Consider the following 26,745-nt stretch of genomic DNA (forward strand, 5'->3'; position numbering starts at 1 on the left):
TCTGCATCGCATCAAAATATATTAATTGCTTTTAAAATCATGTAGATATAGCTACTTTTGCAGCTTACATTACAAAAAGTGAACCAAACATGGAAATCCCTTCTAAATACGAAGCTACAACCATAGAAAATAAATGGTACGATTACTGGATGCAAAACAACTATTTTCATTCAGAACCAGATGAAAGAACACCATATACAATTGTTATTCCACCACCAAACGTAACTGGTGTGTTGCACATGGGGCATATGATGAACAATACCATTCAAGATGTATTGATTCGTAGAGCTCGCTTGAAAGGAATGAACGCTTGTTGGGTACCTGGTACCGATCATGCTTCTATTGCTACTGAAGCTAAGGTAGTGGCTAAGTTGAAAGAAGAAGGAATTAACAAAGCCGATCTTACGCGTGAAGAATTTATGAAACACGCTTGGGAATGGACAGACAAGCACGGTGGGATTATCCTTGAGCAATTGAAAAAACTAGGATGTTCTTGTGATTGGGATCGTACTAAATTCACGCTAGATGATGATATGTACGCTTCTGTAATCAAAGTGTTTGTTGATTTGTACAACAAAGGGTTGATTTACCGAGGATACCGAATGGTAAACTGGGATCCGGAAGCAAAAACAACGCTTTCTGACGAAGAAGTAATTTACGAAGAACGTCAAGGATCTTTGTATTATTTAGAATATCCAATCGAAGGAAGTGATGAAAAAGTAACCATTGCAACTACGCGTCCGGAAACTATTTTGGGTGATAGCGCAATTTGTATCAATCCAAACGATGAGCGTTACGCGCATTTACGTGGTAAAAAAGCCATCGTTCCATTGGTAGGTCGCGTGATTCCAATTATCGAAGATGAATATGTAGATGTTGAGTTTGGTACGGGTTGTTTAAAAGTAACACCTGCACACGATGAGAACGATAAAGTGCTTGGCGAAAAGCATGACTTAGAAGTAATCGATATTTTTAATGATGATGCTTCTTTGAATTCTTTCGGATTGCATTACGAAGGAAAAGATCGTTTTGTAGTACGTAAAGAGATTGCTAAAGAGTTAGAAGAAAAAGGATTCTTAGTAAAAACTGAAACGCATATTAACAAAGTTGGTACTTCTGAAAGAACCAAAGCTGTGATTGAACCTCGTTTGTCAGATCAGTGGTTTTTGAAAATGGAAGATTTGGTAAAACCAGCTTTAGAGTCAGTTTTAGAAACTGAAGACATCAAGCTTTTCCCTAAAAAGTTCGAAAATACGTATCGTCACTGGATGGAAAACATCCGTGATTGGAATATTTCGCGTCAATTATGGTGGGGACAACAAATTCCTGCTTATTATTTTGGTGACGGAAAAGAAGATTTTGTAGTTGCTGAAACCATTGAAGAAGCTGTAAAACTAGCTCAAGAAAAATCAGGCAACGCAAGTTTAACTGAAGCTGATTTAAAACGTGACGGTGATGCGCTAGATACTTGGTTCTCTTCTTGGTTATGGCCAATTAGCGTTTTCAACGGTATTTTAGAGCCAGAAAATAAAGAGATTGAATACTATTATCCAACCAATGATTTGGTAACCGGACCAGATATTTTATTCTTCTGGGTGGCACGTATGATTATTGCTGGGTACGAGTACAGAGATAAAAAACCATTCACCAATGTGTATTTAACAGGATTGGTGCGCGACAAACAACGTCGTAAAATGTCTAAATCTTTAGGAAACTCTCCAGATGCGTTGAAGTTGATTGAAGATTATAGTGCAGACGGTGTTCGTGTTGGGTTATTGTTAAGTTCAGCTGCTGGTAACGATTTATTGTTTGATGAAGGTTTATGTCAGCAAGGAAAAGGATTTGCAAACAAAATCTGGAATGCCTTCCGTTTGGTAAACGGTTGGGAAGTAAGCGAAACTATAGAGCAGCCTGAAGCTTCTAAAATTGCCATTGATTGGTATAAGAACAAGTTGCAAAAGACGTTGGTAGAGATTGAAGATCACTTCAGTAAATACCGTATTTCTGATGCTTTGATGGCTTCGTACAAATTGGTTTGGGACGATTTCTGTTCTTGGTTATTAGAAATGGTAAAACCAGCATACCAACAGCCAATAGATGCTAAAACATTGAAAGAGGTTATTGGTTTGTTTGAAGATAACTTACGTATTTTACACCCGTTCATGCCATTCTTAACAGAAGAAATTTGGCAACATATTGAAGAGCGCACGCCAGAAACTGCATTGATTGTAAGTGCATGGCCAGAAATTACTTCGTATGATGAAAACTTGTTGAAAGAATTTGAATTTACTGCTGAGGTTATTTCAGGAATTAGAACCATTCGTAAAGAAAAAAATATTCCTAATAAAGACAGCTTGTCATTATCAATTTTGAATAACGAAAAAGCAACTACTGCTTTTGATGCGGTAATTACCAAATTGGGTAATATTGAAGAATTGACGTATGTAGATGAGCAAGTAGACGGAGCATTATCTTTCCGAGTAAAATCTAATGAATATTTTATTCCAGTAGCAGGAGCAATTGATGTAGAAGCTGAAATTGCGAAGCTTGAAGAAGAATTAAAATATACTGAAGGATTCTTAAATTCAGTACGTAAAAAGCTTTCTAACGAACGTTTTGTAAACAATGCACCAGAACAAGTAGTAGCCATAGAAAAGCAAAAAGAAGCCGATGCGCTTTCTAAAATAGAAACGATTAAAGCTAGTTTGACTAGTTTGAAATAAAACATTTTCAATCCAATAAAAAAGGCGAGCTAAAATTTTTTAGCTCGCCTTTTTTATAATGATTTCTAAATCTTATTCTTTGATTGAGTCGAAATATCTATTTACAGCTTCCACGTATTTTTCTTTGGCTTCATCGGTTTTCAAATCTTGCGTCTGAAAAAGTGCATTGGCTTTAAATGCGTTGATTAAAGGAGTTCTACTTCCCGGACTACTCATATCGCGTGTAGCAATTTTGTAATACGCATACAAACGCAACAAAACATCTGCCGGAAAATTACCGGTGTGACTGTTGACTTTTTCAACAGCTTCATCAAAAGCTTTATTTAAATTTTTATGTGTCATTTTTAATCTGCAAGAACGTCAATGCCGCCTTTTACTTTTTGGTTGAGGGAAACTTTAATTTTTGCGTCTAATGGTAAAAAGACGTCTACTCTGGAGCCAAATTTAATAAACCCGGCATCATTACCTTGATGTACTTCTTCATTAACACTAGCATAATTAACGATGCGCTTGGCAAGAGCTCCGGCAATTTGCCTGTAAAGGACTTTACCGTACACTTCATTTTCCAGAACTACTGTTGTTCTTTCATTTTCTTCAGAAGCTTTAGGATGCCATGCTACTAAGTATTTTCCGGGGTGATATTCACTATAAAGAACTTTCCCGCTTATCGGATATCTTGTTACGTGTACGTTTACTGGTGACATGAAAATAGAAACTTGTAATCTTTTTTCGTTGAAATATTCTTTTTCAAAAACTTCCTCAATAACTACTACTTTTCCATCAACTGGAGATAGTACGTGTTCATCATTTATGGAAGATATTCTTTTTGGGTTTCTGAAAAATTGTAGAATAAGAATTAAGGAAACAATGGATCCAATTTGGATTGTTTTCTGTATCCAAAATATTTCAACAAAGAAATGACCTAGCAACACCAATACAATGGCCATTACTAGTGCACTAAAAATGATTTGATGTCCTTCTTTATGAAACATAATTTAAAAATTGAATACAGGCATAAGCAAATGGAGCTGCAAAAATAAGGCTATCTAACCGATCTAGCATGCCGCCGTGACCAGGCAAAATAGCGCCACTATCTTTAACTCCGGCAGTTCTTTTGAATTTCGACTCCACAAGATCACCAAGTGTGCCAAAAATAACTATGACTATTGCTAAAGCTATCCATTTGGTGAGGTTCATTTCATCGGTATAATTAAATAAAATGATTGAAGCAATAATGGCAAAAATGAGGCCTCCTATAAAACCTTCTATGGTTTTCTTTGGAGATACTCGCTCAAATAATTTTCGTTTGCCAAATGCACGTCCGGTTAAATATGCGAAAGAATCGTTAACCCAAATAAGAATGAAAATACCAATAATGAGCATTTTGGCAAACGCATGGTTTTGATAGGGTATCATGGTTAAAAAAATACAACCGGCACCTATATAAAACAAACTGATAATGTATTTCTGCAATTTGGATAGAATACCATCTCGCTGTTTTTTACTGAAAAGGTTTCTAATCAAGATAAGATTGGTAACCAAAGTTAACCCCATAAGAATGTTTACGGCATTTTCTTTATAGATTCCAGATGATTTTTCTTCTAAGAGATATATAAATATCCACCAAAGCAGTAGAAAACCTATGAAAATAGAATATCCTTTCAGGTGAACCATTTTTTTAAATTCGTGTAAGCAGGCTATTCCAAATATCATGAAAAGAAAGTCAAACGCATCTGAATTCAGCCAAGCAGCCGCAACAACCAGAACAACGTAAATGATGCCTGTTATACATCTTTTTAATAATTCTCTCATGTATTAAAGGTCTTCTAGAAGCAGTAAATATAGGTTTTTTGAGCTACTTCCGTAAGTCATAAAATTTTTCTCAGTGGTGATTTCGAAATTTTTAATAGTGGTTATGTTCGAGGGAATTCTGTTTGGATGTTTGGTTTTAATACCGCGTAAACCTTCACTTATAGTTTTAACTAGTTGACTCGTAGTTGCTAAAACAATAAAATTATCTGGGAAATCATTGAGTTTTTTTTCTTTGATTTGTTCAGAGGAGATGAGTAGTGCTCCAGTATCTGCAACAAGGTATTCACAAGTTGTAAAAAAGCAAGGAGCGTCTGTATTATCTTTTGAAAGGGTTACCTTGAAATTTTTAAAACTTTCTTTTAGTTTATTTTCAAAGCAATAGATGTTTTCATTTTCCCAACTGTTTTCAATCAAAATATTCTGGAAGCTGTCAAAAACTTCCGTCATGTTGTCACAATAGATAAATCTACCGCCGTTGTTCTTAAAGTTTATTGCGAAAAGTTCATCGATAGGAGTATGTTCATCGGGCATGAACTTTCCTCTTTCTTCACTGTCTTCGTTCTCGTTTTCTTTTTTAGAAAGTCCAAAAAATCGTTTAAATAGACTCATGCACGAATACTTCTTTTCTGAAATTCTTAATTATCGTAAAGATAAAAAATCTTAATTAAACCAATGTCTAATTAAGATTTTTTAAACAGTTCTATGTTATTTTCGGGTAATCCGTAAAACTTAGGCTTCTAAGTTTGTTTCTTTTCCTACGTTTTCAGCTTTTTCAAAAGGTCTTTTTCCGAAAATTTCCTCAAGATCGTCTTTGAAAATTACTTCTTTTTCCAATAGCTTATTGGCTAAAGCAGAAAGTTTATCTTGATTTTCTCGTAAAATTTCAATGGCTCTTTTATATTGGGCTTCAATGATTTCAGAAATTTCTTTGTCAATTATTTGAGCTGTCTCTTCACTGTATGGTTTAGAGAAATTATAATCTGTTTGACCTGAAGAATCGTAATACGTGATGTTTCCTAATTTGTCATTTAGACCATAAATAGTAACCATAGCTTTTGCTTGTTTTGTAACTTTTTCTAAATCACTCAAAGCTCCTGTAGATATTTTATCAAAAACTACTTTTTCTGCAGCTCTACCACCCATGGTTGCACACATTTCATCTAACATTTGTTCTGGACGAACAATTTGTCTTTCCTCCGGCAAATACCAAGCAGCACCTAATGATTGACCTCTAGGTACAATAGTCACTTTTACGAGTGGAGCGGCATGCTCTAATAACCAGCTAACAGTTGCGTGACCAGCTTCGTGGTATGCAATAGTTTTTTTCTCATCTGGTGTGATAATTTTATTTTTCTTTTCTAGACCTCCAATAATTCTATCTACAGCGTCCAAGAAATCTTGTCTATCTACAGCTTTTTTACCGTTTCTAGCGGCAATAAGAGCAGCTTCGTTACAAACATTGGCAATATCAGCACCAGAGAAACCAGGCGTTTGTTTTGCTAAAAATTCTAGGTCTAAAGTTTCTTTTGTTTTGATTGGGCGTAAATGAACTTCAAAAATCTCTCTTCGTTCATTGAGATCTGGAAGATCTACATAAATCTGTCTGTCAAATCTACCAGCACGCATCAATGCTTTATCTAAGATGTCTGCTCGGTTGGTAGCGGCTAATACAATTACATTAGTATTGGTACCAAAACCATCCATTTCTGTTAGTAATTGATTCAGTGTGTTTTCTCGTTCATCATTAGAACCGGTGAAATTATTTTTTCCACGAGCTCTACCAATGGCGTCAATTTCATCAATAAATATAATTGCAGGTGATTTTTCTTTAGCTTGTTTGAATAAGTCACGAACACGAGATGCTCCAACTCCAACAAACATTTCAACAAAATCTGAACCTGATAAAGAGAAAAACGGAACTTTTGCTTCACCAGCTACAGCTTTTGCTAATAAAGTTTTACCTGTTCCTGGAGGTCCTACCAGTAAAGCTCCTTTTGGGATTTTACCTCCTAATGAAGTATATCTTTCTGGATTTCTTAAGAATTCTACAATTTCCTGAACTTCTTCTTTAGCACCTTCTAAACCGGCTACATCTTTAAACGTAGCACGAATGTCCTTTTTCTCGTCAAATAGTTTAGCTTTTGATTTACCAATATTGAAGATTTGACCTCCGGCACCGCCGCCACTTCCGCCAGACATTCTGCGCATTAGGAAAATCCAAAGTCCCAAAATTAGAATGAATGGTAAAATGCTAATAATGATATCTGCAAAAGTTGTGTCTTCTGTGTCAAATTTAACCTCAGTGTTGTTAAGGTTGTTCTCATCAATTGTTTTTCGAATGCTATTTTCAAAATTTTGAAGATCACCAAATTTAACTTGATATTGAGGAACTTCTGAAGTAGCTGTTTTTGGGATCAATGAATCACCGCTTCCAACATCTTTATGAACATCTTTGCTTAAAGCGTCCTCTTTAAGATAAACTTTAGCCGTTTTGGTGTTAGAAATGATAAGTACTTGTTTAATGTCTCCATTCTTCAAGTATTCATTTAATTGAGTGTTGGAGATTTCTTTAGGTTGATACCACATACCTCCTCCACTAAAAAATTGAAAGCCAATGATGAGGAGTAATATAACAGCATAAATCCAGTAGGAACTGAATTTAGGTTTTTTATTTTGATTCTTTTTTGCCATACTTTAAATTAATAGTTTGTTGCTATGGAGGTTACTTTTGCATCTCCCCAAAGCCCTTCGATATCATAAAATTCTCTAATGTGTTTTTGAAATACGTGGACAACGATGTTTACATAATCTATCAGTACCCACTCAGAGTTGTCCGTTCCTTCCACGTGCCAAGGTTTGTCTTTCAGTTCTTTACTAACAACTTTTTGAACAGAGTTTACAATTGCATTTACCTGAGTGTTCGAAGTACCATTACAAATTACAAAATAGTCACAAACTGTATTCTCTATCTCCCTTAAGTCCAGAATGTCTATATCCTGTCCTTTTACATCTTCAATTCCTTTTAAAATAAATGTGATTAATTGATCTGTGCTACTTGCGTCTTTTACCATTAAAAATTTGAATTTTCCACAAAGTTATTACTTTTTTGGTTTTTAAGCTATGTATATTAACATTACCTTTAAATAATAAATCTAATTATTTACATGCATTTAATCAAACTTAGTGCCACAGAGTCTACAAATAGTTTCTTAAGAAATCTATTACGTGAAAAGGAACCCAATGATCTTACTGTGGTAATTACAAGACATCAAACCAGAGGTAGAGGACAAATGGGAACAACATGGATGTCTGAAGCTGATAAAAACCTGACTTTTAGTGTTTATAAGAAAATGTCTTGCTTGGCGGTACACCAACAGTTTTACATAAGTATGGGCGTTTCTCTTGCGATTCATAGAGCTTTATCAAAATTTACTATACCTGACTTGAAAATAAAATGGCCAAACGACATTTTGTCAGGGAATAGTAAGATTTGTGGAATTTTAATTGAAAACATTATCAAACAAGGTCAGTTAACAGCCGCTATTGTTGGAATAGGGTTGAATGTAAACCAATTGGAGTTTGAAGGGTTACAAAGTGTGTCTTCTATTAAAAGAATTACCGGAGTTCATTATCATTTGGAAGAAATTATGAATGAAATCATAGCACAACTTCGTGTAGTGGTGAGAGCAATTGAACAGGGGAAACTAGCAGATATCAAAGAAAAGTATGAAGAATTATTATTCAGAAAAGATAAACCTTCTACTTTTAAAGATCTTGAAGGAAATCTGTTCATGGGCTTTATAAGGTATGTGAACGAGAGTGGGAAATTGGTGATCGATGTAGAGAATGATCACAAGCAAGAATTTGAGCTGAAAGAAATAAAGCTACTTTATTAAAATAAAAAAAGTCCGGTTAATTAACCGGACTTTTTAATATGTAAAACTATGTTGTTTTTATAATTTACTCATATTAGTTACCAATGTACCTACAAAATTTGTAATTGGGCTTTTGATCATCATACCCATCATAGGATTGAATTGTCCTTCAAAAAGTAAAATACATGTACTTTCAGTTTCCGAGATAGATTCAATATTTGCTGTAAGTGTGAAAGGAAGTTTGTCACTTGCAGCACCTAGTACAACCTGATTATACGCTGTTTGATCTTTAAGTTCCAGTACAATTTCTGGCATTCCAGACAATGCAAACAAAAAACGTTTCTCGTTTAGCATTTCAAACTTAGTAATGCTTTCAGGCATTAATTTTTCAAAATTCTTTACATCTGTTAAAAACTCGAAAAGTTCCTTTTGGCTTTTTTGAACAGTTGCTTTTGGGCTTTCAATTGTCATAATTCAAAAATCTTTATACAGTTTGATTCCAAGTATCTGGGCTCTTTCTCCAATCGGTTAAAGTTACCAATTCACTTTCAGAAATGTAGTTAGTGTCAGTTGCTTGTTCTAGCAAATAAGGGTAATTACTCAAGGTGTGTAATTGAATATTTGCTTCTTTAAAGTTTTTCTCAGCAATGTCAAATCCGTAAGAGAAAATAGCAATCATTCCCTTTACATTTGCGCCAGCTTCCTTTAGAGCTGCAACTGCATTCAAACTACTTTTTCCTGTAGAGATTAAGTCTTCTATCACAACCACATTGGAGCCTTTGTCTAGAAAACCTTCAATTTGATTTTGGCGTCCATGTTTTTTAGCTTCTGGACGAACGTATACAAATGGAACACCTAAATATTCCGCGACCAACATACCTATTCCTATAGCTCCTGTAGCTACACCAGCAATCACATCGGCTTTACCATAGATTTTCTCTACTTGCTTTGCCATGTTTTCGCGAACGTAGTTACGAATAGGAGGAAAAGAAAGAATAATTCTGTTGTCACAATAAATTGGAGAATGCCATCCTGAAGCCCATGTAAAAGGATTTTTAGGATTCAACTTTATTGCATTAATTTGCAACAGAAGTTCGGCAGTTTTTTTTGCTGTATCTTTATCTAAAACCATGACACAAATGTATGAAGTTTTTGTTAATGACCATCCAATTATTTTAATCAGTGAATTAAAAAAAGAGGATACTTTTAAATATTTCTTACTTGAAAACGTAGATCTTTCAAAAGTTATTAAGGATTTGAATAATGGCAAAATGCAGGCTGCATATCTTTATCATCCTGAAAAAGAGCAATTGATTAAAAAATTTAAGAGCAATATTAAAACGGTTTTGGCTGCAGGCGGAGTTGTTAGGAATAAAAAAGGAGAAATTCTATTTATTTTTAGAAATGGAAAATGGGATCTTGCCAAAGGAAAATTGGATAAAGGGGAAAAAATAGAAAAGGCGGCTATTCGCGAAGTAGAAGAAGAAACCGGAATTAAGAAATTGAAGCTTGGTGAGTTCTTTAAAACTACGTATCACATTTTTAAACGAAACGGTGTTTACAAGTTAAAAGAAACACACTGGTACAATATGACTAGTGAATACGCTGGAAAATTGAAACCACAGGAAGAAGAAGGGATTACCAAGGTAGAATGGCTAAACTCTGCTCAAATAGACAAAGCATTGCAAAATAGTTATCCCAACATCAAAAAGCTTTTTAACGAAATTGAAATAACGGCAGAATAATTATTCTGCCGCTTCTATTCTGTATATAGGATACCGCAAATGTGACTTTTCGTAATAGTCAGAATGTTTGTAGATCCAACTTAATTGTGTATACCAATTTTCTGCAAAAGCAGTGTCTTGTTCTTTGGTAGCTAGAAATTCAGATTTTAATTCCGCATCTTTTTCTAAAAGTTCCGAAGCAATATCTTCAAAAACATAGGGCGAAAAGTGTTCTTTTTGTTGAAGAATTGGGTCGAAAAAATTCCAGTTAAAAAATGAATCTGGAGCTGCTGGTTCCAAAGTTTCTAGCAAATATCTTTTTCCGGGTTGATCTACTTTAATGATCACATCTCCTTTTCTAAAGGTTATGGAATCCGTTTTAGCAGTAATGATTGTATTACTATGCATGTAGTGCCCTTCAAAAGGTTGACTCATGGTTTCAAAATCATCAATGTGATAATACGTGAAAACGCCTGTGGTATCTTCTTCAAGTGTTCGCATTTCAATCTTGTTGGCTTTAAGTTTTTCAATAATTTTATACCAACCTTGTGGAATAACGTAAGCCTCTGGAACAGCTACTTTTACTGTGGGCTTAAAGTAATTATAATACTTTACAGGTCTTTCAAAAGGTCTTTCTCTATCGTATTTTAGGCGGTTGTAACCAGTAACTTCACTAACTAGCGTATCGGCTTCAAAACCTTTGAAATTAAATTCAGTGTATTTGGTAGAGTCTACTTCCCATTGAACTGGGTATTCCGTTTCTTCTTTGATTTCGTTGGCTGCCATGGCTCGTAAATCTCCAATTCTTTTGGCTTGTTTGTCTGTTATGGCTAACAAACTTTTCATCAATTCATACGTGCCTTCAACTCTTTGTTTGTAGGGTTTAAGCATGTGGGTTTCCACCATCATTCCTAAAGTATTCCATAGCGTTGTATATCCTGTAGAATATCTGGGATAGTCCATAAACTGTTGGAAACCAACTTCAGGAGTTTGATTAAAAACATTTACGTAAGGTGTAATTGGAAGTTCTTTTTGTTTCAAGGAATCTATGAGCGCTGGCATAAATTCGGTATGTAAATAATTGCCTAAACTTCCTTGTAGTTTATTATGTTGGGTAAATAAATGTGTTAATGTATACTGATAATTTGCACCATTACTCACGTGATTATCAATAAAAACATCGGGTTTTACTTGATGAAATATCGCTGCGAATGAAGCCGCATTTTTGGAGTCCATTTTTATGAAATCTCTATTCAAATCATAATTTTGAGCATTTCCTCTAAAACCATACGCTTCTGGTCCATTTTGATTGGCTCGTGTGTGTGAATTTCTATTGAGAGCACCGCCAATATTGTAAACAGGAATTGCAACAATAACGGTGTTTTTTGGTATCTCAATTTGTTCTTGAGCAAGATTTCGTATCAATAACATGGTGGCATCAATTCCGTCGCTTTCACCCGGATGAATACCATTATTAATCATTAATATGCGTTTTCCTTCTTCTCGAAGATTTACAAAATTGAAATCTCCATTTGGATTGTAGACTACCATATGCAATGGATAACCACTATCCGTTGGTCCCATGGTTTGTAAACTCACAGAAGAATAGCTGTTTGCTAGCTCTTTGTAAAATTCTATAACCTCTGGATATGTTGGAGTTTCTTTTCCTTCTGAGGTTTCAAAAACTGTAACAAAGCTGTCTTTTTTACTAGTTAATGGCGATTCGCAAGCGAAAAATAATAGAGCTACTAGGGGAATGAAAAAATATTTTTTCATAGAGAACTTAAGGATGTTTAGGTTGTTTGTTTACAGGTTGTTTAAAACCGAACACTATCTGGAACTAAACCAGTATAATCACCTTTGTTTCTAATCACGTCTCTTACAATTGAAGAGGAAATGAAAGAAGTGCCGGCTGCTGTTAATAAGAAAACGGTTTCCATATTACTCAACTGTCTATTGGTGTGTGCAATTGCTTTTTCAAATTCAAAATCAGCAGGATTTCGCAATCCTCTTAAAATAAAATCAGCATCAACTTCTTTGCAGAAATCTACGGTTAAGCCTTCGTAGGTTAAAACTTTTACTTTGGGGTCATTTTGAAAAGCATCTTCAATGAATTTTACACGTTCTTCTATGGTAAACATGTAGTTTTTATCGGCATTGATACCAATAGCAACAATGATTTCGTCAAAAAGTTCAGAGCCTCTTTTAATAATATCGAAATGTCCTAAAGTTACAGGATCAAAAGACCCTGGGAATATTGCTCTTTTCATGTGTGTTTTTGTCTCTTTGGTAAAGGTACAAAGTTTATTTTAAGGCCATTGTAATGGCGTTGTCAAACAATTCGGTAAGTGAAATACCTGCAATAGCTGCTTGTTGTGGTAAAATGCTAGCTTCTGTTAAACCTGGGACCGTATTAACTTCCAGTAAAAAAGGTTCGTCTTCAATGAAAATAAATTCACTTCTACTAAAACCTTTCATTTTTAAAACTTCGTATATTTTTTTGGCAGTAGCGCGCACATTCTTTTCCTGAATTTCAGAAATTCTAGCGGGCGTTATTTCTTTTGATTTACCTAAATATTTAGCCTCGTAATCAAAAAAGTCATTCTCACTTACAATTTCGGTAATGGGCAATACTGTAGTTTCATTCTTGTAATTAATTACACCAACTGAAACTTCTGTTCCTGATAAGAAAGATTCTATAATGATTTCGTCATCTTCTTTAAAAGCAACGTTTATAGCCTCTTCCAGTTTATCTTCGGTGTGTACTTTGGAAACTCCAAAACTACTTCCGGCTTTGTTGGCTTTTACAAAACATGGTAGCCCAACTTTTGATACAATTGCTTTAGTGTCTACAGCGTCACCTTCATTAATATAATAAGAAACAGCAGTTTTGATTCCGTAAGGTTTCAAAGTTGCTAGAAGATCACGCTTGTTAAACGTTAAGGCAGCTTGATAAAAATCACAACTTGATTGCGGAATTCCTAAAAGAGCAAAATAGGCCTGCATGTAACCGTCTTCTCCCGGAGTTCCGTGAATAGCATTAAAAACTGCATCAAACGTAATTTTTTCTGAATTTATAGTAACCGAAAAATCATTTCTGTCTATAGGGAATTCTTTTTCATCATCATTTACATAGACCCATTTGTCTTTGAAAATATGAATTCTATATGCGTTGTATTTTTCTTTAGGAAGATGTTTGTATACAACATTTCCACTTTTCAAGGAAATTTGATATTCACTTGAAAAACCACCCATTATTATGGCAATGTTTTTTTTCATAGGACGTTTAATTCCTGTAATAGATTAGAATAGGATATCAAAAATATCATTAAAAATTGAAAGGGTAAAAAGAAAACTCTTTTATATATCTTTGCCAAACAAATCCGGATTATGAGTTTTTTCAAGTTTATTTTCAGTAAAACTTTTTTATTACAAATTGTATTAGCTATTGTGGTTACAATAGCCCTAATTTTTGGTGCATTACAGTATCTAAATATCACTACAAATCATGGTGAATTTGTAACGGTGCCAGATCTTTCAAAAAAATCGTTACGAGAGGCTAAAGATCTTATTGATGAAGCTGCTTTGCGTATCGAAGTTTTGGATTCTACGGAATATGATCCAAAAATCCCACGTTTTGCCGTAGTTCAGCAAGAACCAAGAGCAGGTTCTGATGTGAAAGAAAATAGAAAAATCTATGTAAAAATAAATCCGTCAGGATATCGCAAAATAACAATCCCTCAAGTAGTTCAAAAAACTAAGCGAAATGCTGAAGCTATTCTAGAAGCGGTTGGGCTCAAAGTAGGAACTGTTGAATATGTAGACGATATAGGAAAAGATATGGTTTTGGGAGTTTTGCATAAAGGCGATACCTTACAATCTGGAGCGCAATTGCAAAAAACCTCAGTTGTTGATTTGATTTGCGGTAACGGAATCAACCCAGATGCTCCACGATACGATCAAGATATAGAAGTAATAAACGATAGCATTCCAACCAATGATGAAGGAGGAGAATAACGACGTAGAAATGAATGATGACGAACTGTATGAACATTACAGTTTTAAAGCCGATAAAGGACAGCAGCCATATAGAATTGATAAATTCTTAATGAATAGAATTGAGAATGCTACTCGAAATAAAATTCAGCAAGCTGCTAAAAATGGAAATATCTATGTGAATGGCGAAGTAGTAAAACAAAACTACAAAGTGAAAGCTTTTGATGAAATCAAAGTACTTTTTGAACATCCGCCACACGAGTATTTGTTAACTCCAGAAAACATTCCACTAGATATTGTTTATGAAGATGAAACGCTACTTGTGGTAAATAAACCAGCCGGAATGGTAGTGCATCCGGGTCATGGAAACTATTCTGGTACTTTGATCAATGCTTTGATTTATCATTTTGATAACTTACCGTTGAACAGTAATGAGCGTCCGGGCTTGGTACATCGTATAGATAAAGATACCAGTGGATTGTTGGTTATTGCAAAAACAGAGAATGCTTTAAATCACCTTTCAAAACAGTTTTTTGATAAAACGTCTGAGCGCGAGTATGTGGCTTTGGTTTGGGGAAATGTGGAGGAAGAAGAAGGAACGGTGGAAGGCCATATAGGAAGACATCCTAAAAACCGTTTGCAAATGGCTGTTTTCCCCGATGGAGATCAAGGAAAAGAAGCCGTAACGCATTACAAAGTTTTAGAACGTTTAGGTTATGTAACTTTAATTTCTTGTAAGTTGGAAACCGGTAGAACGCATCAAATACGTGTGCATATGAAACATATTGGACATACGTTATTTAATGATGAACGCTATGGTGGAGAACGAATCCTGAAAGGAACTACGTTTACTAAATACAAGCAATTTGTAGAAAATAGTTTTAAAGTTTTGCCAAGACAGGCTTTGCATGCAAAAACATTAGGTTTTGAGCATCCTGTTACAGGAGAGTTTCTGCGTTTCAATACCGAAATTCCCGAAGATATGCAGGAATGTATTGATAAGTGGAGAAACTATGCAAAACATGTTTCAGAATAAATTACATTGCTAAAATCAATAGTAGCATAAGTACAATCTAGTTGGCGAAGTTGTTAGAGTAGCGGGATAAACGTATTTTTACTGAAAATAAAATTCAAGATGAAAATAGTAGTTTCTCCTGCGAAATCGCTGGACTATGATAGCAAGTTGCCAACAGATAAATATACCGAACCATGTTTTTTGAAAGAAGCTGAACGCATCAATAAGCTTCTCAAAAAAGAATCACCAAAAAAGTTGTCTGACTTAATGAGTATTTCTGATAAGTTGGCCGATTTAAATTGGCAACGAAATCAAGATTTTGAAACTCCTTTTACTCCAAAAAATGCGCGCCCTGCCATGTACGCTTTTAATGGTGATGTATATACAGGTTTAGATGCTTACTCCATTCCGCAGGAAAAGTTAGATACGCTACAAAATACTTTACGTATTCTTTCTGGTTTGTATGGCGTTTTGAAACCGCTTGATTTAATACAACCCTATCGATTGGAAATGGGAACTAAGTTTCCTGTGGGAAAAAGTAGAGATTTGTACGAATTCTGGAAACAAAAAGTTACTAAAAAGTTGAATGAAGAATTGAACGATGACGAGCTTTTTGTAAACTTGGCGAGTAACGAATATTTTGGAGCCGTAGACAATAAAGCACTAAAAGTTCCAGTAATTACTCCTGTATTTAAAGATTGGAAGAACGATAAATTGAAAATCATAAGCTTCTATGCGAAAAAAGCAAGAGGTTCTATGGTGCGCTATATCATAGATAAGAATGCTACTTCTTTAGATGATTTGAAAGGATTTGATTACGACGGATACAAATTCAGTGAAGAACATTCTAAAAAGAAGAACGAATTGGTTTTTATACGCTAAACTTTTCTAAAATCTATTTTAGAACTTGTATATTTACGCCTGTGTTACAGCTATTTTATTACATAGGAATTGCGTTGCAGGCGTATTGTGTTTATCACGCTTACCGAAATCATAAAGAATATTATTGGTTTTTTATCATTGTATTTATCCCTACTTTAGGTGCTCTAATTTATTTATTTACGCAAGTTGTTGGAGTTAATTCTATGACTTCGACTGTAAATTCTGCTCAGCAAGAAGCTTTTAAAGTCTTGTATCCCAGCAAGCGAATCAATGATTTAGAAAAGCGATTAGAGTTTTCAGATACTTTTGAAAACAGAGTTTCGTTAGCCGATGCGTATCTTCAAAATGGTAGATTGGATGATGCTATTGAAATGTATCTTTCTGCTTTAAAAGGTCATTATGAAAATGATTACTATGCTATATCCAAACTAGTTTCTGCTTATTTTCAAACGGAACAATTTGAACTAGTGATCAGTTATACCGAGAAAATTCAGCATAAAGTAGAATTTAAACATTCCAGAACACAATTCTTGTACGCTGTTGCTTTGGAAAAAACAGGAAATTTAGAAGCTGCCGAAGCCGAATTTCATAAAATAGACGTTCCTTATAAGAATTATGATGAACGCTATTATTTTGCTAATTATTTGGTAGAGAAAGGTGAGAAAAATGCCGCTGAAGAAATTCTGAAAGATATGCTTCAAGAAGGGCAACACATGCAAAGACAAAATCGTAGACGTTACAGTTTTGCATTGCGCCAAGCTAGAGAATTGCTAGATTCTTTAGAGGCGTAGTATGTTTTTGCACAAGCATCCATATCCACCATTCATTCCCAAAGACGCGACTAAATTAATTGTTGGAACGTTACCACCACCAAGATTCTCTACTGGAATGCTAAAATCAGGAGACGTTGATTTTTGCTACGGAAGTATTGACGGACAATTATGGGTAATTCTTAATAGAATTTTTCAGCTTCATCTTGATTTCGAAACTACAGAAAAGGCAATTCAACAAAGAAAAGTATTTTTAGAGAAGCACAAAATAGGCATTTGCGACATGGTAGAAAGTGCCTATAGAGCCAAAATTGATGCGTCGGATATTGGTATGCAGCAAGTAACCTACCGAAATTTGATAGGGTATTTGAGAAAGTTTCCCACTGTAGATACTCTGTTGTTTACAGGAGGAAATAGTAAAAATGGTCCGGAATATTTCTTCAGAAAACATCTAAAGGAATACGGTATTTCATTAAAGCTGATAAGTACGGAAACTCCAAAAATTCACGAGTTTTCTTTAGATGGACGCACAATTCAAACTGTATCTTTAACTGCGCCGTCGGGTTCAGCAAACAGAGCTGTTGGTAGTAATCCACAGTACAAAGCTATGAAGCAAAAGAATCCAAACTATACAACTATCGATTTTCGAGTAGCGCAATACACTCCTTTTTTTATGGATAAAAAGTAAGTTTGTGTATTGAGTTAACATTTTCATTTTAAGAAATATCCTATATTTATCCAGATGAAACCTTCAGTCAAAATAATAGATAGGGGAGATAATATGAAGTGGATCAGTTTTTTTTCAGTTTTTTTAATTTCATTTTTGGCACACGCACAAGTGCCAGATAGTTTGCGTATTTCCGGAATGGTAGCTGATGAAAAATCAGAATTGTTAGAAGGAGTTTATGTGCGCAACATGAGTCAGGGAACATTTACAATCAGTACTCGAAAAGGGAAATTCACTTTAATGGTGCGTGAAGGAGATACACTTCGTTTCAATTTTTTAGGAATGAAAGATCTTGTTTATGCCATTGATAAGGAAGATATGCAACTGCAGCAATTGGCCATTATCATGGAAACCGATGTAGAGCAACTGGATGAGGTAGAAGTAGAGCAACAAACCATCACAGCACTTTCTTTGGGGATTATTCAGAAAGAAGTTAAACCGATGACTAAAAATGAACGTTTGTTGGCTGCAGCGGGCGATTTTAGATGGTACGATGTCATGTTAATTCCATTAGGCGGTATGCCTTTTGATCCACTTTTGAATGCTATTTCTGGAAGAACAAAAATGCTCAAGAAGCGTGTGCAAATGGATAAAGAAAATAAAAATGCCGATGCTTTGTATGAGCGTTTCTATACATTTTCTACAATGACCTTGGGGATCGAAAGTGATGACGTCATGCTTTTTATGTACTACCTAACTACTCAAGGAAAAGATGCCGAAATTTTAAAAGCAGAAGATAGCTTGGCCGAATTTTTTCTTACCGAAGCTTATCAAGAATATAAAGCTAGTTTAAACGAAGAGTAATGAAATTGAAGAATAGAATAATTGGGTTGATTTGTTTTCTTGTAGCAACCTGTATGTATGGGCAGAAAGGTGAAGTGACAATTACGGGTAAAGTAATTGATAGCGTTCAAATTCTTAATGATGTATACGTAGCTAACAAAGCCTCTGGTAAATTGACCATTACAGATCAATATGGTGATTTTTTCATTGCTGCTCAAGAGAAAGACACCTTGTTGTTTTCGCACGTGGGATATCAAGATCTATATTATATAATTACCAAAGAAGATAACGAAACTCGAAATATTACCGTAGTGCTTTCGGAGGCCATTGAAACATTGGATGAAGTAACCGTAGAGCGTAGTAACATTACCTCAGAATCTTTAGGACTTTCAATGGTAGATGAAAAGTATGTAAACATGACCCGCAGTGAAAAAAAATATGCGGCCAATAAAGAGTTTGATAAAGCTGGGGATATGATCATGCCCGGAGGTGGTATTAAAATGTCTTTAGCACCTATTGCAACTGCTTTGTTCGGAAACAAGAAATTAAAAAAGCAAATCGCCATAGAGAAAAACGAAAAAGCTATAAACGATTTTCAAGAACAGTATGCCGACTTTGCAAATGAAACACTACAAATACCCAATGATTATTTTATGTTGTTTGTGTATTATTTAATAGATAATAACAAGCATCAATCTATTCTAAATGCCGAAGGCGGTATGGGACAATTTTTGTTGGCAGACGAGTATCTGGCGTATAAGAAATATGTACAGGAGAAGTAGTCGTTAAAATGCTAATTTATTTCTTCTCATAAGGTAGTTTCGGAAGCGTCATGGAATATTCTTTTTTTTCTCCTTTCACTTTGCGCACTTTCAATCGTGCTTTTGCTCCGTATTTAAGTCCCCAATCTTCATTAAGATCAGTCCAGATTCTTATGAAGGTAATATTTTTATTGTCTTTAAGAGAGTTATAGATGTAATTCCAATCAGAGGTTAGTTCTCCTTTGGCTATATCAGTATTCATAAATATCAATATTTTATATTGATTGGTGTCTAAATCTTGTGAACCATCTAAGCTTATTTTACTGGTAATAGTAGTTAAATCACCAAGTAATTTTTGAATGGATGAATCCATGTTCGTTTGGTCACAAATTACATAACTATCTTCAATAGTTGAATTCTTGATGTTTTCTAATTGCACCATGCTACAATAGGTTTCCCCATTATAGCACATCAATGAATCATTTTTATCATAAATGTAGGTTCTATAGGAAACGGACATTAAAGCAAAGTTTTTAATTTCTGCTTCCGAAAGATCGGGGTTTAATTGAGCATCTATGATATTGTTGCCTTTTGGCAAGTTAGCTATATGTTGATTGATTTCAGCTTGAGAATACACATTTAAGTTGGGTACTCCAAGTATGGTTTTCATAATAGTTCCGCAAGAAGTGGTGGAAAGTAATAGGAATGTAGAAATAATGATTAGCGTTACATACTCTTTTGAGTTTTTCATGTAAAGGTATTTAATGGTAAGTGTTTTCTGTAGTTTTTCAAATGTATAAAAATACTGTAAATAAGATTCCTCTCAGTATATTTTTTTCTTTTACAATTGATTACATATTGCTACTTATCATCAAACTCCACCAATTTTAAAGTAGTTTGGTACACGTTAGTTTGTTCCATCTTGCTTTTGAGCCAAGCATAGAAACACATTACAAAAATATCTTCTTCTTGGTGTGATTGCCATTCGAATGAATTTTCCACAGTATCTAAAAAAGGTTTAGCATGAATCTCCTCCGGATGCTGAATGTAATGTTGTATGAGTTTTAAATAGGTTAATACGCGTTCTTGTCCAATGCTTTGCAAATACTTAGTATAGTTTTTTCGTAGTCGTTTCAAGCTGGTTTCTGCTAAGTCGATGTGTCCAAGATCTATGAACAATAACAATTCCATGACATTCTTTTTAATCACCATTTCTACGCCTACTTTGGTTTCGTACCAACTGTCGGTATGGTGTAATTGTATTAACAGTTGCTGTGCTTTCTTCAATTCACCTTGTTGAAAATAGATCATTACTGCTGTGAGTGTGGCATAGAAATGCACTTCGGTGGGGGATTTCTTTTTGTGTAACAAAGGAGCAAGTAACGCCAAAGCCTCTGCAGGATTCCCTAAAAAGTTACGGTTCAAACTTTCCAAGATGAGGTGTTTTGCAGCAAAAGCGGATTGGTACTTTCCTTTTTGTGCTTGTAGCAATTGTTTCATGTGTTGTAAGTAGTGCAAAGAACTCTCAAACTTCTTGTTTCTAAACAATACGTTGGCCAGCTGATACACTACTTCTATGTGGTAGTACAACATGGACGAGCGTTGTTTTTGCTGTTGCAGTAGGTTGTAATTCTTTAGAATGAAAGCTTCCGAATCGGTGTAATTATTGGTTGCAAAAGCCGAAAAACTGAATAAAGAGATAAACTGATAAAGCGATTTAAAACTCAACATTTCCGGTTGCAGGTTGAGGTTGTTTAGGGTGTTGGAAAACAATTCCTGAAAATTGATGGCCTTGCCTTGGTATTCCCATTTGTTTACGGCGGTTTTCAATTGCGCGTACGCTAAGTTGAGTTTGTCTTCTAGTAACAAGGCGTGGTGTGTAGCTTCGGACAGTTTTTGCAATTCGGGTAACAATTCCGGAGTATACTCGGGCGCGTATTGAATTTTCGTATGCAATATTTCGTTCAAAAAGGTGTACAAAGCGTAGGAGGTAGCCAATTGCTGTGCCTTGTCTAGCAACTGAAATGCCGTTTTGTATTCTTCTCTCAATAAAAAAGTGCGCGCCGATAAAATGTTTTTAATCAATTCCATTTCTATAGAATGATCTGTTTTCAAGTTGTGGTAGGTCATAAAATCAATCACCGAGGTACGTAAACGTTTCTTTAGGGCATGAAACGTATTGGGCGCCACAGCTTTTCCGTACAGTTTTACAATTAAGTCTTCTTGCGGCATGGCTTCTTCCATGTATAATTGAAAGAGCGCTACGTTCTTTACATCGCCTCGTTGGTTCTTGCTAGTTAGATAGTGCAAGCATTGTTGCTGCTCTTCTTTGGTGAGTGATTGAATTAATTGCTGTGTTTTGTCCAATTTGAATCGTCATTTTTATGGAGTATGAAGATACGTATTTATTGTGTTTTTGTAAGTGTATGCTAAATGCAATCATCATTATTTTGAAAAAGTGAGATTTTCTACTTCGGATAAAAAATAGACTTTTGAACCATCAACCTATCAAAATACAATTATGAAAAAACTAGGAATTCAATTAGCCGTTAGCTGTAGTTTGGGCTTCGCAGTTTGCCAGGGAAACACCATTCATAAAGTGTTGCAGCAACAACAAGCACAACTCATCACATTTATCAACGTACATAGATTAGGGTAGGGGGACATTATGAGACTAAAAGTTTTAAATAGTGCTTTTCTCATAATGCTGGGAGTCTCGGCCGTTATTTTCGTGTACCTTATTTTCCTGGGGTACGATGAAATACGAACCTTTAAGGACGTTATCAAGATTATAGCGGCCGTGATATTCCCAATGCCAATTCTGAGCTTTACCCGCTTTTTTGTCATTTCAAACTACATTCCAGAGCATGATGATGCGTACAAAGATGCCAACAAAAAGCCAGCGACCATACGGTTATTCTTGGGTTTCGTGCTTACGGTGGCTTTGTTGCAATTGCTGGAGCTGTTGCTACACAAACCGCTAGAAGAACTGCTCATTTTTGCGCACCTTATCAACTCTACCACCATTAGTTTGTATGTGTTCAACTTTATACTGTATAACAATTTAAAGGCCAACGGCGCGCTTAGCGGTGTGCTTTTAGGGTTGGCCATTCATGTATTCTTCTTATCCAATTAACCTTTAAAATTTAGTATTATGGAATTTCAAACTTCACAAAACAATAGTAAAAAAAGAGAATCTTTATTCACCTTGCAATCTATCATTGTTACCGGATTGCTGGCCTTTACCGCCATTGCATTTTTCTTTTACAACGGACTTCAAATAGAAAAAGGAATCAAGGTAATTTTTGCTCCTTTCTTGTCGGTAGTGCCTTTATTGTTTGTGCTTTCGGTATTAAAAGACCTGAAAAAAGGGTTTAAGAACGATGATTATTCACAACAAGAGATCATCAAATTTGCTGGTTTGGCAGCAGTGGTCAGTGCGGCTTTTGTAGCACTCACGTATGTGTTTGACCAGATCAATGCGCTCGAAATCTTATTGGCATGCGTTATGGCAGTGTTGAGTGTGGTATTCTTTCTAAAAAGTAAAATGAAAGATGTACTGGGTATGTCTATCATCACTGGTATTGCCGAAGGAGTGATTATTTATATGGTGTTTTTGTTTTAAATAGACAGTGATGAAATTATCAAAAATCAACTCCTACTTAGGTAAAGCCTTGTTTTGGGGAATAGTAATTACTCAACCTCTATTTACCATAGCCATGTTTAAACAGGGTGGAATGGCTGAGTTTTTGGCGCTCTTTTCAGCATTACTTTTTTTACCATTTTTCATCAGTTCATTGCCGTTTTCCTTTTGGAAACAAAATGATTCTTTAACTCTTGGGAGTATTGTTTTAAGTGCGGCGCTATTAGTGTTACTTCCTATTATCATGTTAGCATGGTTTGATACTTTTTATATACTATTAATCTGTTATGAAGTTATCATGGCAGTAGCCTTCTGGAAACTTTATGGAAAAAGAGCGTGGCAATTATTCTTTTTGAACAGTTTCGGAATGTTGGTGTTGTTGTGGTTTGTAGTGATGGTATTGTTTAGGGTGATATAGACTTTTATGCCTCAAAAAGAGGATTTTTCGAGCTATGTAGCCTTGTAAAATGATGCTTTAAATCGTCTTTTTTGTAGGAATAGTAGACATGTTTAGCCGTTTCGTAAACTGGTTTGACGATCAAGTAAACTGGTTTGACGGTCAAGTAAACAGGTTTGACGGTCAAGTAAACAGGTTTAACGGTCAAGTAAACAAGGTTTAACGGTCAAGTAAACAGGTTTGACGGTCAAGTAAACAGGTTTGACGGTCAAGTAAACTGGTTTGACGGTCAAGTAAACTGGTTTGACGGTCAAATAAATTAGTTTTGATGGTCAAGTAAACAGGTTTGACGGTCAAGTAAACAGGTTTGAAGGAAAAAGTTATAAGAAATTCCATGACTAAAACCACTTTAAAAGGTGTATGTATAGCTTTTTTTACAAACGTTTTTAGCGGTAAAACCCTTTAAATAACTGGTGTGAAGTAGCTAAAAATAACAAAGCCTGAACAACTATGTTAGCTGTTCAGGCTTTAGATAAGCAACCAAAAACTGTGATTCCTACACATTGTTATTCACTACTTCATGTTTCACAACTTTTGGCTTTACTTTAAATTTGCCTCTTTTGGGTCTTAACTTTCCAAAAGAACCAATACTAATTTTTCCTCGTTTGGTTTTTCTATCTCCTTTACCCATGATCATTAATTTTTTATTTTTTATTTTCTTGATCTTTAATAGTGGCTTCGTCAATATCAAACTTATTTGTATCAATATTTCGGTTACCCGTTGGGTTTGTTGGAGTAGTTTGTTCGGTTTTTCTTCTTAATTTTTTATCTTCAATAATTCCCATAACATGTATTTTTTTAATTCCTTTTCAAGGTACAGTTATAGAATTGGAATTTGTATTAACGTTATGGTAAACCTATGTTAACGAGGGTTAAGCGGTTAGTGAGCCGCATTACTCATATCTACTTTTCCTGCTCCTTTCTTTATCAGCATTACAAAAGGTACACACAATAGAAATAGAATTCCTAGGTAGAGAAATACATCCATATATGCCAGTACAGTAGCTTGTTTGGTCACGGAACCATTTAACAATGCATACGCTTTGTCTAAGGCTTCATTGGGTGCAAAACCTTTACTCATCCACATTTGTTTTAACCCTTGGATGCGCTGTTGTACTTTAAAATCTACCGCTGTAATATTTGGAATAAGATCTACCCTGTGCTGTACTGTGATTCTGGTAATAAAGGTGGTAATAATGGCAATACCAAAAGATCCTCCTAACTGACGCATCATTCCTGTAAAAGCAGCACCATCTCCAATGTCTTTTCCTTGTAAAGTAGAGAGTGATAATGTGGTAATAGGTACAAAGAGTAAACCTAAACCAATTCCCCTTACTACCAATGGCCAAAAGAAATGTTCGCTTCCAGTATCTGGTGTCATTACGGTAAACATCCACAAACTATAGAGGAAGAAGATGGTAAACCCACCAATGACTAAATATTTTTGTGGAACTCCATTTTGAAGTAGCCTACCTATGATTGGCATCATAATACCTGTAGTGATGGAACTAGGGATTAAAAGTAAACCTGCATCGGTTGCTGTCCATCCCAGAATAGACTGGGTATAGATAGGAATGATGAAGGTAGAACCATACAACCCAAAACCAAGTACAAAGGTCATGATAGTACCCATACGCAAGTTGGTATCTTTGAGTACCTTTAAGTTTACTACCGGATGTTCATATACCATTTCGCGCCATATAAAAGCAATCAATCCAAAGAAAGAAACAATACTAAGAATGATGATCAAATGATCTTCGAACCAATCATCTTGTTGCCCGTGTTCCAGGACAAATTGTAACGATCCAATGAAGGCTGCCAGAAAGGCAATACCCCACCAATCTACCTGATTTGCTTTTAGTTTTTCACCATATTTAGGACTTTTCACAAACATGATGGTTAAAATAGTAGCCGCAATACCTACCGGAATATTGATATAGAAAATATCTCTCCAGGAATAGTTGTCTACTAAATAACCTCCAAGTGGCGGACCCAAAGTAGGCCCTACAATTACTCCCATACCGTAAATGGCCTGTGCCATACCACGTTTTTCTATAGGGTAACTTTCTGTAATAATGGTTTGTGCAGTAACCAAAAGAGCACCACCACCCATTCCTTGAATAAAACGGAAGGCTACCAGCTCCCAAATATTGGTAGCATTACCGCACAAGAAAGAAGTAACTGTAAATATGATGATAGATGCAGCAAAGTAATTTCTTCGACCAAATTGCTTAGATAACCATCCCGTCATAGGAATAATGATTACGTTGGCAATGGCATAAGCAGTAATTACCCAGGCTACATCGGTCAGCGTAGCTCCTAAACTACCTCTAATGTCGTTTAGCGCAACGTTTACAATTGTGGTGTCAATGATTTCTAGTAGGGCACAGAGAATTGCTGTGATGGTAATAATAACCCTTCTAAAACCATATTCAACCAAACTGTTCTCGTCTGTAACTGTTGCTTGAGTATCGGCCATATCTTATTTTAAATATACATCTACTACTACGTTCATACCGGCACGTAGTTTTTTCATTTCTTCAGTATCGTTTCCTTTGGTGAATTCTATTTTCACTGGAAGACGTTGAATGGTTTTTACAAAGTTTCCTGTTGCATTATCAGGAGGTAACAAAGAGAATTTAGCTCCGGTTGCAGGAGAAAAAGCTGCAATTTCTGCTTCGAACTCCGTATCAGGATATGCATCTACTTTGATAATTACTTTTTGGCCCTTCTGTAGTTTGTCTAACTGAGTTTCTTTAAAGTTAGCCACTACCCATTTGTCTTGTGTGTTTACCAAGTAGAACAATGCTTGACCCGGTGATACAAATTGACCTGCTTGTAAATCTACATCTGATAGTTGACCATCAATTGGAGCAGTAACTACGGTATAACCAACGTTTAATTTAGCAGCATCCAAAGCGGCAATAGCACTTTGTACGTTAGCTTCTGCAACGCTTACTTTTTTCTCTGCAATTTCCTTTTGAGAAACAGCTACAGATCGTTGACTAGAAGATGCTTTTTGTTGGTTTTGAAGAATTTCTAGTTGCTTCTCAGCTTCTTCTTTCTTAGCCTGAGCTTGCTCAAACTGCTGCGCAGTAATAGAGTGGTTTTCATATAGATTTTGGTAACGTTCAAAATCATTGGTAGCTCTCCATAACTGGATTTTCGCGTTTTCAATGTTTCCTGAAGCAGAACCTACTTGTGCACTAGAGAAACGTACGTTTGCCTGTGAAGATCCTATGCTGGCTTGCGCTACTAATAACTGACTCTCGGCAGCAGCCAAACTTGCTTTTGCTTGTTGTAATTGTACTAGATAATCTTCATCCTGAATTACGAAAAGTGTATCTCCTTTTTTCACAGCTTGATTGTCATCTACATAAACTTTTTCAATATATCCACTTACTCTTGGGATAATTGGGTTCATGTTTGATTCTATTTGAGCATCATCGGTTTCTTCGTGCTCTAAAGAATGTAAAAATGTATACACTCCAAAAATAAGTCCAATGATTACCAATACTGAAAAGATGATAATGAACTTTTTATTTGTCTTTTTCTTTTGTTCCATGGTGTTGAAAAT

Annotated in this window: 31 protein-coding genes; 14 read left to right on the top strand and 17 right to left on the bottom strand. The window is 35.3% G+C overall.

Translation table 11 applies throughout. The features are described 5' to 3' along the window. Positions 1 to 89 precede the first annotated feature (89 nt). Positions 90 to 2,723, top strand: a complete 2,634-nt coding sequence (locus BM383_RS13075) for a valine--tRNA ligase (RefSeq protein WP_093025595.1) — start codon at positions 90 to 92, stop codon at positions 2,721 to 2,723. A gap of 72 nt (positions 2,724 to 2,795) precedes the next feature. Here BM383_RS13075 and BM383_RS13080 read toward each other — a convergent pair whose 3' ends face one another. The 6 genes from BM383_RS13080 to rsfS form a co-directional block, all read right to left on the bottom strand. Then, a complete protein-coding gene (locus tag BM383_RS13080; protein ID WP_093025596.1) occupies positions 2,796 to 3,065 on the bottom strand; it encodes an acyl-CoA-binding protein in 270 nt (89 codons plus the stop codon). A gap of 2 nt (positions 3,066 to 3,067) precedes the next feature. Continuing rightward, a complete protein-coding gene (locus BM383_RS13085) occupies positions 3,068 to 3,715 on the bottom strand; it encodes a phosphatidylserine decarboxylase family protein (protein ID WP_093025597.1) in 648 nt (215 codons plus the stop codon). After that, positions 3,705 to 4,535 carry a phosphatidate cytidylyltransferase gene (locus tag BM383_RS13090; RefSeq protein ID WP_093025598.1) on the bottom strand — a complete coding sequence of 277 codons (831 nt, stop codon included), beginning with the start codon at positions 4,533 to 4,535 and terminating at the stop codon, positions 3,705 to 3,707. The genes BM383_RS13085 and BM383_RS13090 overlap by 11 nt, the downstream gene beginning before the upstream one ends. 3 nt (positions 4,536 to 4,538) lie before the next feature. Next, a complete protein-coding gene (locus BM383_RS13095; RefSeq protein ID WP_093025599.1) occupies positions 4,539 to 5,144 on the bottom strand; it encodes an LUD domain-containing protein in 606 nt (201 codons plus the stop codon). Between the two features lie 120 nt (positions 5,145 to 5,264). Further along, entirely contained in the window at positions 5,265 to 7,226 is a 1,962-nt protein-coding gene (gene ftsH / locus BM383_RS13100; protein ID WP_093025600.1) for an ATP-dependent zinc metalloprotease FtsH, read from the bottom strand. 8 nt (positions 7,227 to 7,234) lie between these two features. Then, positions 7,235 to 7,606 carry a ribosome silencing factor gene (rsfS, locus tag BM383_RS13105; protein WP_093025601.1) on the bottom strand — a complete coding sequence of 124 codons (372 nt, stop codon included), beginning with the start codon at positions 7,604 to 7,606 and terminating at the stop codon, positions 7,235 to 7,237. Positions 7,607 to 7,699: 93 nt separating this feature from the next. Between rsfS and BM383_RS13110 the strand changes: the two genes are divergently transcribed. Further along, complete coding sequence (locus BM383_RS13110) at positions 7,700 to 8,431, top strand: biotin--[acetyl-CoA-carboxylase] ligase (protein ID WP_093025602.1); 732 nt, start codon at positions 7,700 to 7,702, stop codon at positions 8,429 to 8,431. 57 nt (positions 8,432 to 8,488) lie between these two features. On the opposite strand, the gene BM383_RS13115 is transcribed toward BM383_RS13110, so the two are convergent. Both BM383_RS13115 and pyrE read right to left on the bottom strand, forming a co-directional pair. Continuing rightward, on the bottom strand, positions 8,489 to 8,881 hold the full coding sequence (locus BM383_RS13115; RefSeq protein ID WP_093025603.1) for an orotate phosphoribosyltransferase: 393 nt from the start codon (positions 8,879 to 8,881) through the stop codon (positions 8,489 to 8,491). A gap of 13 nt (positions 8,882 to 8,894) precedes the next feature. Then, complete coding sequence (gene pyrE, locus BM383_RS13120; RefSeq protein WP_093025604.1) at positions 8,895 to 9,542, bottom strand: orotate phosphoribosyltransferase; 648 nt, start codon at positions 9,540 to 9,542, stop codon at positions 8,895 to 8,897. Here pyrE and BM383_RS13125 point away from each other — a divergent pair. Next, entirely contained in the window at positions 9,541 to 10,155 is a 615-nt protein-coding gene (locus tag BM383_RS13125) for an NUDIX hydrolase (protein WP_317040083.1), read from the top strand. The two genes, pyrE and BM383_RS13125, sit on opposite strands and share 2 nt — an antisense overlap. Here BM383_RS13125 and BM383_RS13130 read toward each other — a convergent pair whose 3' ends face one another. Genes BM383_RS13130 through BM383_RS13140 form a run of 3 tightly spaced genes read right to left on the bottom strand, consistent with a single transcriptional unit; the run spans position 10,156 to position 13,413 of the window. Next, positions 10,156 to 11,910 (bottom strand): M14 family metallopeptidase, encoded by a 1,755-nt coding sequence (locus BM383_RS13130; RefSeq protein WP_093025605.1) that lies wholly within the window; start codon positions 11,908 to 11,910, stop codon positions 10,156 to 10,158. Between the two features lie 41 nt (positions 11,911 to 11,951). Further along, positions 11,952 to 12,404 carry a pantetheine-phosphate adenylyltransferase gene (gene coaD / locus BM383_RS13135; RefSeq protein ID WP_093025606.1) on the bottom strand — a complete coding sequence of 151 codons (453 nt, stop codon included), beginning with the start codon at positions 12,402 to 12,404 and terminating at the stop codon, positions 11,952 to 11,954. Positions 12,405 to 12,438: 34 nt separating this feature from the next. Continuing rightward, positions 12,439 to 13,413 (bottom strand): D-alanine--D-alanine ligase, encoded by a 975-nt coding sequence (locus tag BM383_RS13140; RefSeq protein ID WP_093025607.1) that lies wholly within the window; start codon positions 13,411 to 13,413, stop codon positions 12,439 to 12,441. 111 nt (positions 13,414 to 13,524) lie between these two features. Here BM383_RS13140 and BM383_RS13145 point away from each other — a divergent pair, with 111 nt between their 5' ends. The 7 genes from BM383_RS13145 to BM383_RS13175 all read left to right on the top strand — a co-directional run bounded on the left by BM383_RS13145 (position 13,525) and on the right by BM383_RS13175 (position 19,089). Next, positions 13,525 to 14,151, top strand: coding sequence for a PASTA domain-containing protein (locus BM383_RS13145; protein ID WP_093025608.1), 627 nt, complete (start codon positions 13,525 to 13,527; stop codon positions 14,149 to 14,151). Beyond that, positions 14,135 to 15,166: an RluA family pseudouridine synthase gene (locus tag BM383_RS13150; RefSeq protein ID WP_093025665.1), complete on the top strand. Its 1,032-nt coding sequence runs from the start codon at positions 14,135 to 14,137 to the stop codon at positions 15,164 to 15,166. The genes BM383_RS13145 and BM383_RS13150 overlap by 17 nt, the downstream gene beginning before the upstream one ends. A 99-nt stretch (positions 15,167 to 15,265) precedes the next feature. Next, positions 15,266 to 16,027 (top strand): peroxide stress protein YaaA, encoded by a 762-nt coding sequence (yaaA, locus tag BM383_RS13155; protein ID WP_093025609.1) that lies wholly within the window; start codon positions 15,266 to 15,268, stop codon positions 16,025 to 16,027. 41 nt (positions 16,028 to 16,068) lie between these two features. After that, complete coding sequence (locus tag BM383_RS13160) at positions 16,069 to 16,818, top strand: hypothetical protein (protein WP_093025610.1); 750 nt, start codon at positions 16,069 to 16,071, stop codon at positions 16,816 to 16,818. 1 nt (position 16,819) lies between these two features. Beyond that, positions 16,820 to 17,485: a uracil-DNA glycosylase family protein gene (locus BM383_RS13165; RefSeq protein ID WP_093025611.1), complete on the top strand. Its 666-nt coding sequence runs from the start codon at positions 16,820 to 16,822 to the stop codon at positions 17,483 to 17,485. 135 nt (positions 17,486 to 17,620) lie between these two features. Beyond that, on the top strand, positions 17,621 to 18,328 hold the full coding sequence (locus BM383_RS13170) for a carboxypeptidase-like regulatory domain-containing protein (RefSeq protein WP_218157941.1): 708 nt from the start codon (positions 17,621 to 17,623) through the stop codon (positions 18,326 to 18,328). After that, complete coding sequence (locus BM383_RS13175) at positions 18,328 to 19,089, top strand: carboxypeptidase-like regulatory domain-containing protein (RefSeq protein WP_093025613.1); 762 nt, start codon at positions 18,328 to 18,330, stop codon at positions 19,087 to 19,089. Before BM383_RS13170 ends, BM383_RS13175 begins: the two co-directional genes overlap by 1 nt. Before the next feature lie 16 nt (positions 19,090 to 19,105). On the opposite strand, the gene BM383_RS13180 is transcribed toward BM383_RS13175, so the two are convergent. Continuing rightward, entirely contained in the window at positions 19,106 to 19,819 is a 714-nt protein-coding gene (locus tag BM383_RS13180; protein ID WP_093025614.1) for a hypothetical protein, read from the bottom strand. Between the two features lie 110 nt (positions 19,820 to 19,929). Next, positions 19,930 to 21,435 (bottom strand): hypothetical protein, encoded by a 1,506-nt coding sequence (locus BM383_RS13185; RefSeq protein ID WP_093025615.1) that lies wholly within the window; start codon positions 21,433 to 21,435, stop codon positions 19,930 to 19,932. 154 nt (positions 21,436 to 21,589) lie between these two features. Between BM383_RS13185 and BM383_RS18850 the strand changes: the two genes are divergently transcribed. From BM383_RS18850 to BM383_RS13200, 4 genes are read left to right on the top strand one after another with little or no spacing between them, the layout of a single operon-like run. Continuing rightward, positions 21,590 to 21,727, top strand: a complete 138-nt coding sequence (locus tag BM383_RS18850; protein ID WP_177229125.1) for a hypothetical protein — start codon at positions 21,590 to 21,592, stop codon at positions 21,725 to 21,727. A 45-nt stretch (positions 21,728 to 21,772) separates the two neighbouring features. Next, positions 21,773 to 22,204, top strand: coding sequence for a hypothetical protein (locus BM383_RS13190; protein ID WP_177229126.1), 432 nt, complete (start codon positions 21,773 to 21,775; stop codon positions 22,202 to 22,204). 18 nt (positions 22,205 to 22,222) lie between these two features. After that, positions 22,223 to 22,693 (top strand): hypothetical protein, encoded by a 471-nt coding sequence (locus BM383_RS13195; protein ID WP_093025617.1) that lies wholly within the window; start codon positions 22,223 to 22,225, stop codon positions 22,691 to 22,693. A gap of 10 nt (positions 22,694 to 22,703) precedes the next feature. Further along, positions 22,704 to 23,129, top strand: a complete 426-nt coding sequence (locus BM383_RS13200; protein ID WP_093025618.1) for a hypothetical protein — start codon at positions 22,704 to 22,706, stop codon at positions 23,127 to 23,129. 535 nt (positions 23,130 to 23,664) lie between these two features. On the opposite strand, the gene BM383_RS13205 is transcribed toward BM383_RS13200, so the two are convergent. From BM383_RS13205 to BM383_RS13215, 4 genes are all read right to left on the bottom strand, one after another. After that, complete coding sequence (locus tag BM383_RS13205) at positions 23,665 to 23,799, bottom strand: 30S ribosomal protein THX (protein ID WP_093025666.1); 135 nt, start codon at positions 23,797 to 23,799, stop codon at positions 23,665 to 23,667. A 13-nt stretch (positions 23,800 to 23,812) separates the two neighbouring features. Beyond that, positions 23,813 to 23,953 carry a hypothetical protein gene (locus BM383_RS18855; RefSeq protein WP_177229127.1) on the bottom strand — a complete coding sequence of 47 codons (141 nt, stop codon included), beginning with the start codon at positions 23,951 to 23,953 and terminating at the stop codon, positions 23,813 to 23,815. A gap of 95 nt (positions 23,954 to 24,048) precedes the next feature. Continuing rightward, entirely contained in the window at positions 24,049 to 25,647 is a 1,599-nt protein-coding gene (locus BM383_RS13210; RefSeq protein WP_093025619.1) for a DHA2 family efflux MFS transporter permease subunit, read from the bottom strand. A gap of 3 nt (positions 25,648 to 25,650) precedes the next feature. Beyond that, a complete protein-coding gene (locus tag BM383_RS13215; RefSeq protein ID WP_093025620.1) occupies positions 25,651 to 26,733 on the bottom strand; it encodes an HlyD family secretion protein in 1,083 nt (360 codons plus the stop codon). Positions 26,734 to 26,745 lie beyond the last annotated feature (12 nt).

The organism is Pustulibacterium marinum (assembly GCF_900116665.1).
GTDB lineage: Bacteria > Bacteroidota > Bacteroidia > Flavobacteriales > Flavobacteriaceae > Pustulibacterium > Pustulibacterium marinum.

Bases quoted from the DNA above. Each gene is read 5' to 3' on its own strand.
- BM383_RS13090 (WP_093025598.1), bottom strand. From the start codon at position 4,535: ATGAGAGAATTATTAAAAAGATGTATAACAGGCATCATTTACGTTGTT.
- BM383_RS13200 (WP_093025618.1), top strand. From the start codon at position 22,704: ATGAAATTATCAAAAATCAACTCCTACTTAGGTAAAGCCTTGTTTTGG.
- BM383_RS13190 (WP_177229126.1), top strand. From the start codon at position 21,773: ATGCTGGGAGTCTCGGCCGTTATTTTCGTGTACCTTATTTTCCTGGGG.
- BM383_RS13110 (WP_093025602.1), top strand. From the start codon at position 7,700: ATGCATTTAATCAAACTTAGTGCCACAGAGTCTACAAATAGTTTCTTA.
- yaaA (WP_093025609.1), top strand. From the start codon at position 15,266: ATGAAAATAGTAGTTTCTCCTGCGAAATCGCTGGACTATGATAGCAAG.
- ftsH (WP_093025600.1), bottom strand. From the start codon at position 7,226: ATGGCAAAAAAGAATCAAAATAAAAAACCTAAATTCAGTTCCTACTGG.
- BM383_RS13180 (WP_093025614.1), bottom strand. From the start codon at position 19,819: ATGAAAAACTCAAAAGAGTATGTAACGCTAATCATTATTTCTACATTC.
- BM383_RS13095 (WP_093025599.1), bottom strand. From the start codon at position 5,144: ATGAGTCTATTTAAACGATTTTTTGGACTTTCTAAAAAAGAAAACGAG.
- BM383_RS13080 (WP_093025596.1), bottom strand. From the start codon at position 3,065: ATGACACATAAAAATTTAAATAAAGCTTTTGATGAAGCTGTTGAAAAA.
- BM383_RS18850 (WP_177229125.1), top strand. From the start codon at position 21,590: ATGAAAAAACTAGGAATTCAATTAGCCGTTAGCTGTAGTTTGGGCTTC.
- pyrE (WP_093025604.1), bottom strand. From the start codon at position 9,542: ATGGTTTTAGATAAAGATACAGCAAAAAAAACTGCCGAACTTCTGTTG.
- BM383_RS13195 (WP_093025617.1), top strand. From the start codon at position 22,223: ATGGAATTTCAAACTTCACAAAACAATAGTAAAAAAAGAGAATCTTTA.
- BM383_RS13165 (WP_093025611.1), top strand. From the start codon at position 16,820: ATGTTTTTGCACAAGCATCCATATCCACCATTCATTCCCAAAGACGCG.
- BM383_RS13130 (WP_093025605.1), bottom strand. From the start codon at position 11,910: ATGAAAAAATATTTTTTCATTCCCCTAGTAGCTCTATTATTTTTCGCT.
- BM383_RS13175 (WP_093025613.1), top strand. From the start codon at position 18,328: ATGAAATTGAAGAATAGAATAATTGGGTTGATTTGTTTTCTTGTAGCA.
- BM383_RS13150 (WP_093025665.1), top strand. From the start codon at position 14,135: ATGAAGGAGGAGAATAACGACGTAGAAATGAATGATGACGAACTGTAT.
- rsfS (WP_093025601.1), bottom strand. From the start codon at position 7,606: ATGGTAAAAGACGCAAGTAGCACAGATCAATTAATCACATTTATTTTA.
- BM383_RS13085 (WP_093025597.1), bottom strand. From the start codon at position 3,715: ATGTTTCATAAAGAAGGACATCAAATCATTTTTAGTGCACTAGTAATG.
- BM383_RS13205 (WP_093025666.1), bottom strand. From the start codon at position 23,799: ATGGGTAAAGGAGATAGAAAAACCAAACGAGGAAAAATTAGTATTGGT.
- BM383_RS13210 (WP_093025619.1), bottom strand. From the start codon at position 25,647: ATGGCCGATACTCAAGCAACAGTTACAGACGAGAACAGTTTGGTTGAA.
- BM383_RS13215 (WP_093025620.1), bottom strand. From the start codon at position 26,733: ATGGAACAAAAGAAAAAGACAAATAAAAAGTTCATTATCATCTTTTCA.
- BM383_RS13140 (WP_093025607.1), bottom strand. From the start codon at position 13,413: ATGAAAAAAAACATTGCCATAATAATGGGTGGTTTTTCAAGTGAATAT.
- BM383_RS18855 (WP_177229127.1), bottom strand. From the start codon at position 23,953: ATGGGAATTATTGAAGATAAAAAATTAAGAAGAAAAACCGAACAAACT.
- BM383_RS13075 (WP_093025595.1), top strand. From the start codon at position 90: ATGGAAATCCCTTCTAAATACGAAGCTACAACCATAGAAAATAAATGG.
- coaD (WP_093025606.1), bottom strand. From the start codon at position 12,404: ATGAAAAGAGCAATATTCCCAGGGTCTTTTGATCCTGTAACTTTAGGA.
- BM383_RS13145 (WP_093025608.1), top strand. From the start codon at position 13,525: ATGAGTTTTTTCAAGTTTATTTTCAGTAAAACTTTTTTATTACAAATT.
- BM383_RS13125 (WP_317040083.1), top strand. From the start codon at position 9,541: ATGACACAAATGTATGAAGTTTTTGTTAATGACCATCCAATTATTTTA.
- BM383_RS13115 (WP_093025603.1), bottom strand. From the start codon at position 8,881: ATGACAATTGAAAGCCCAAAAGCAACTGTTCAAAAAAGCCAAAAGGAA.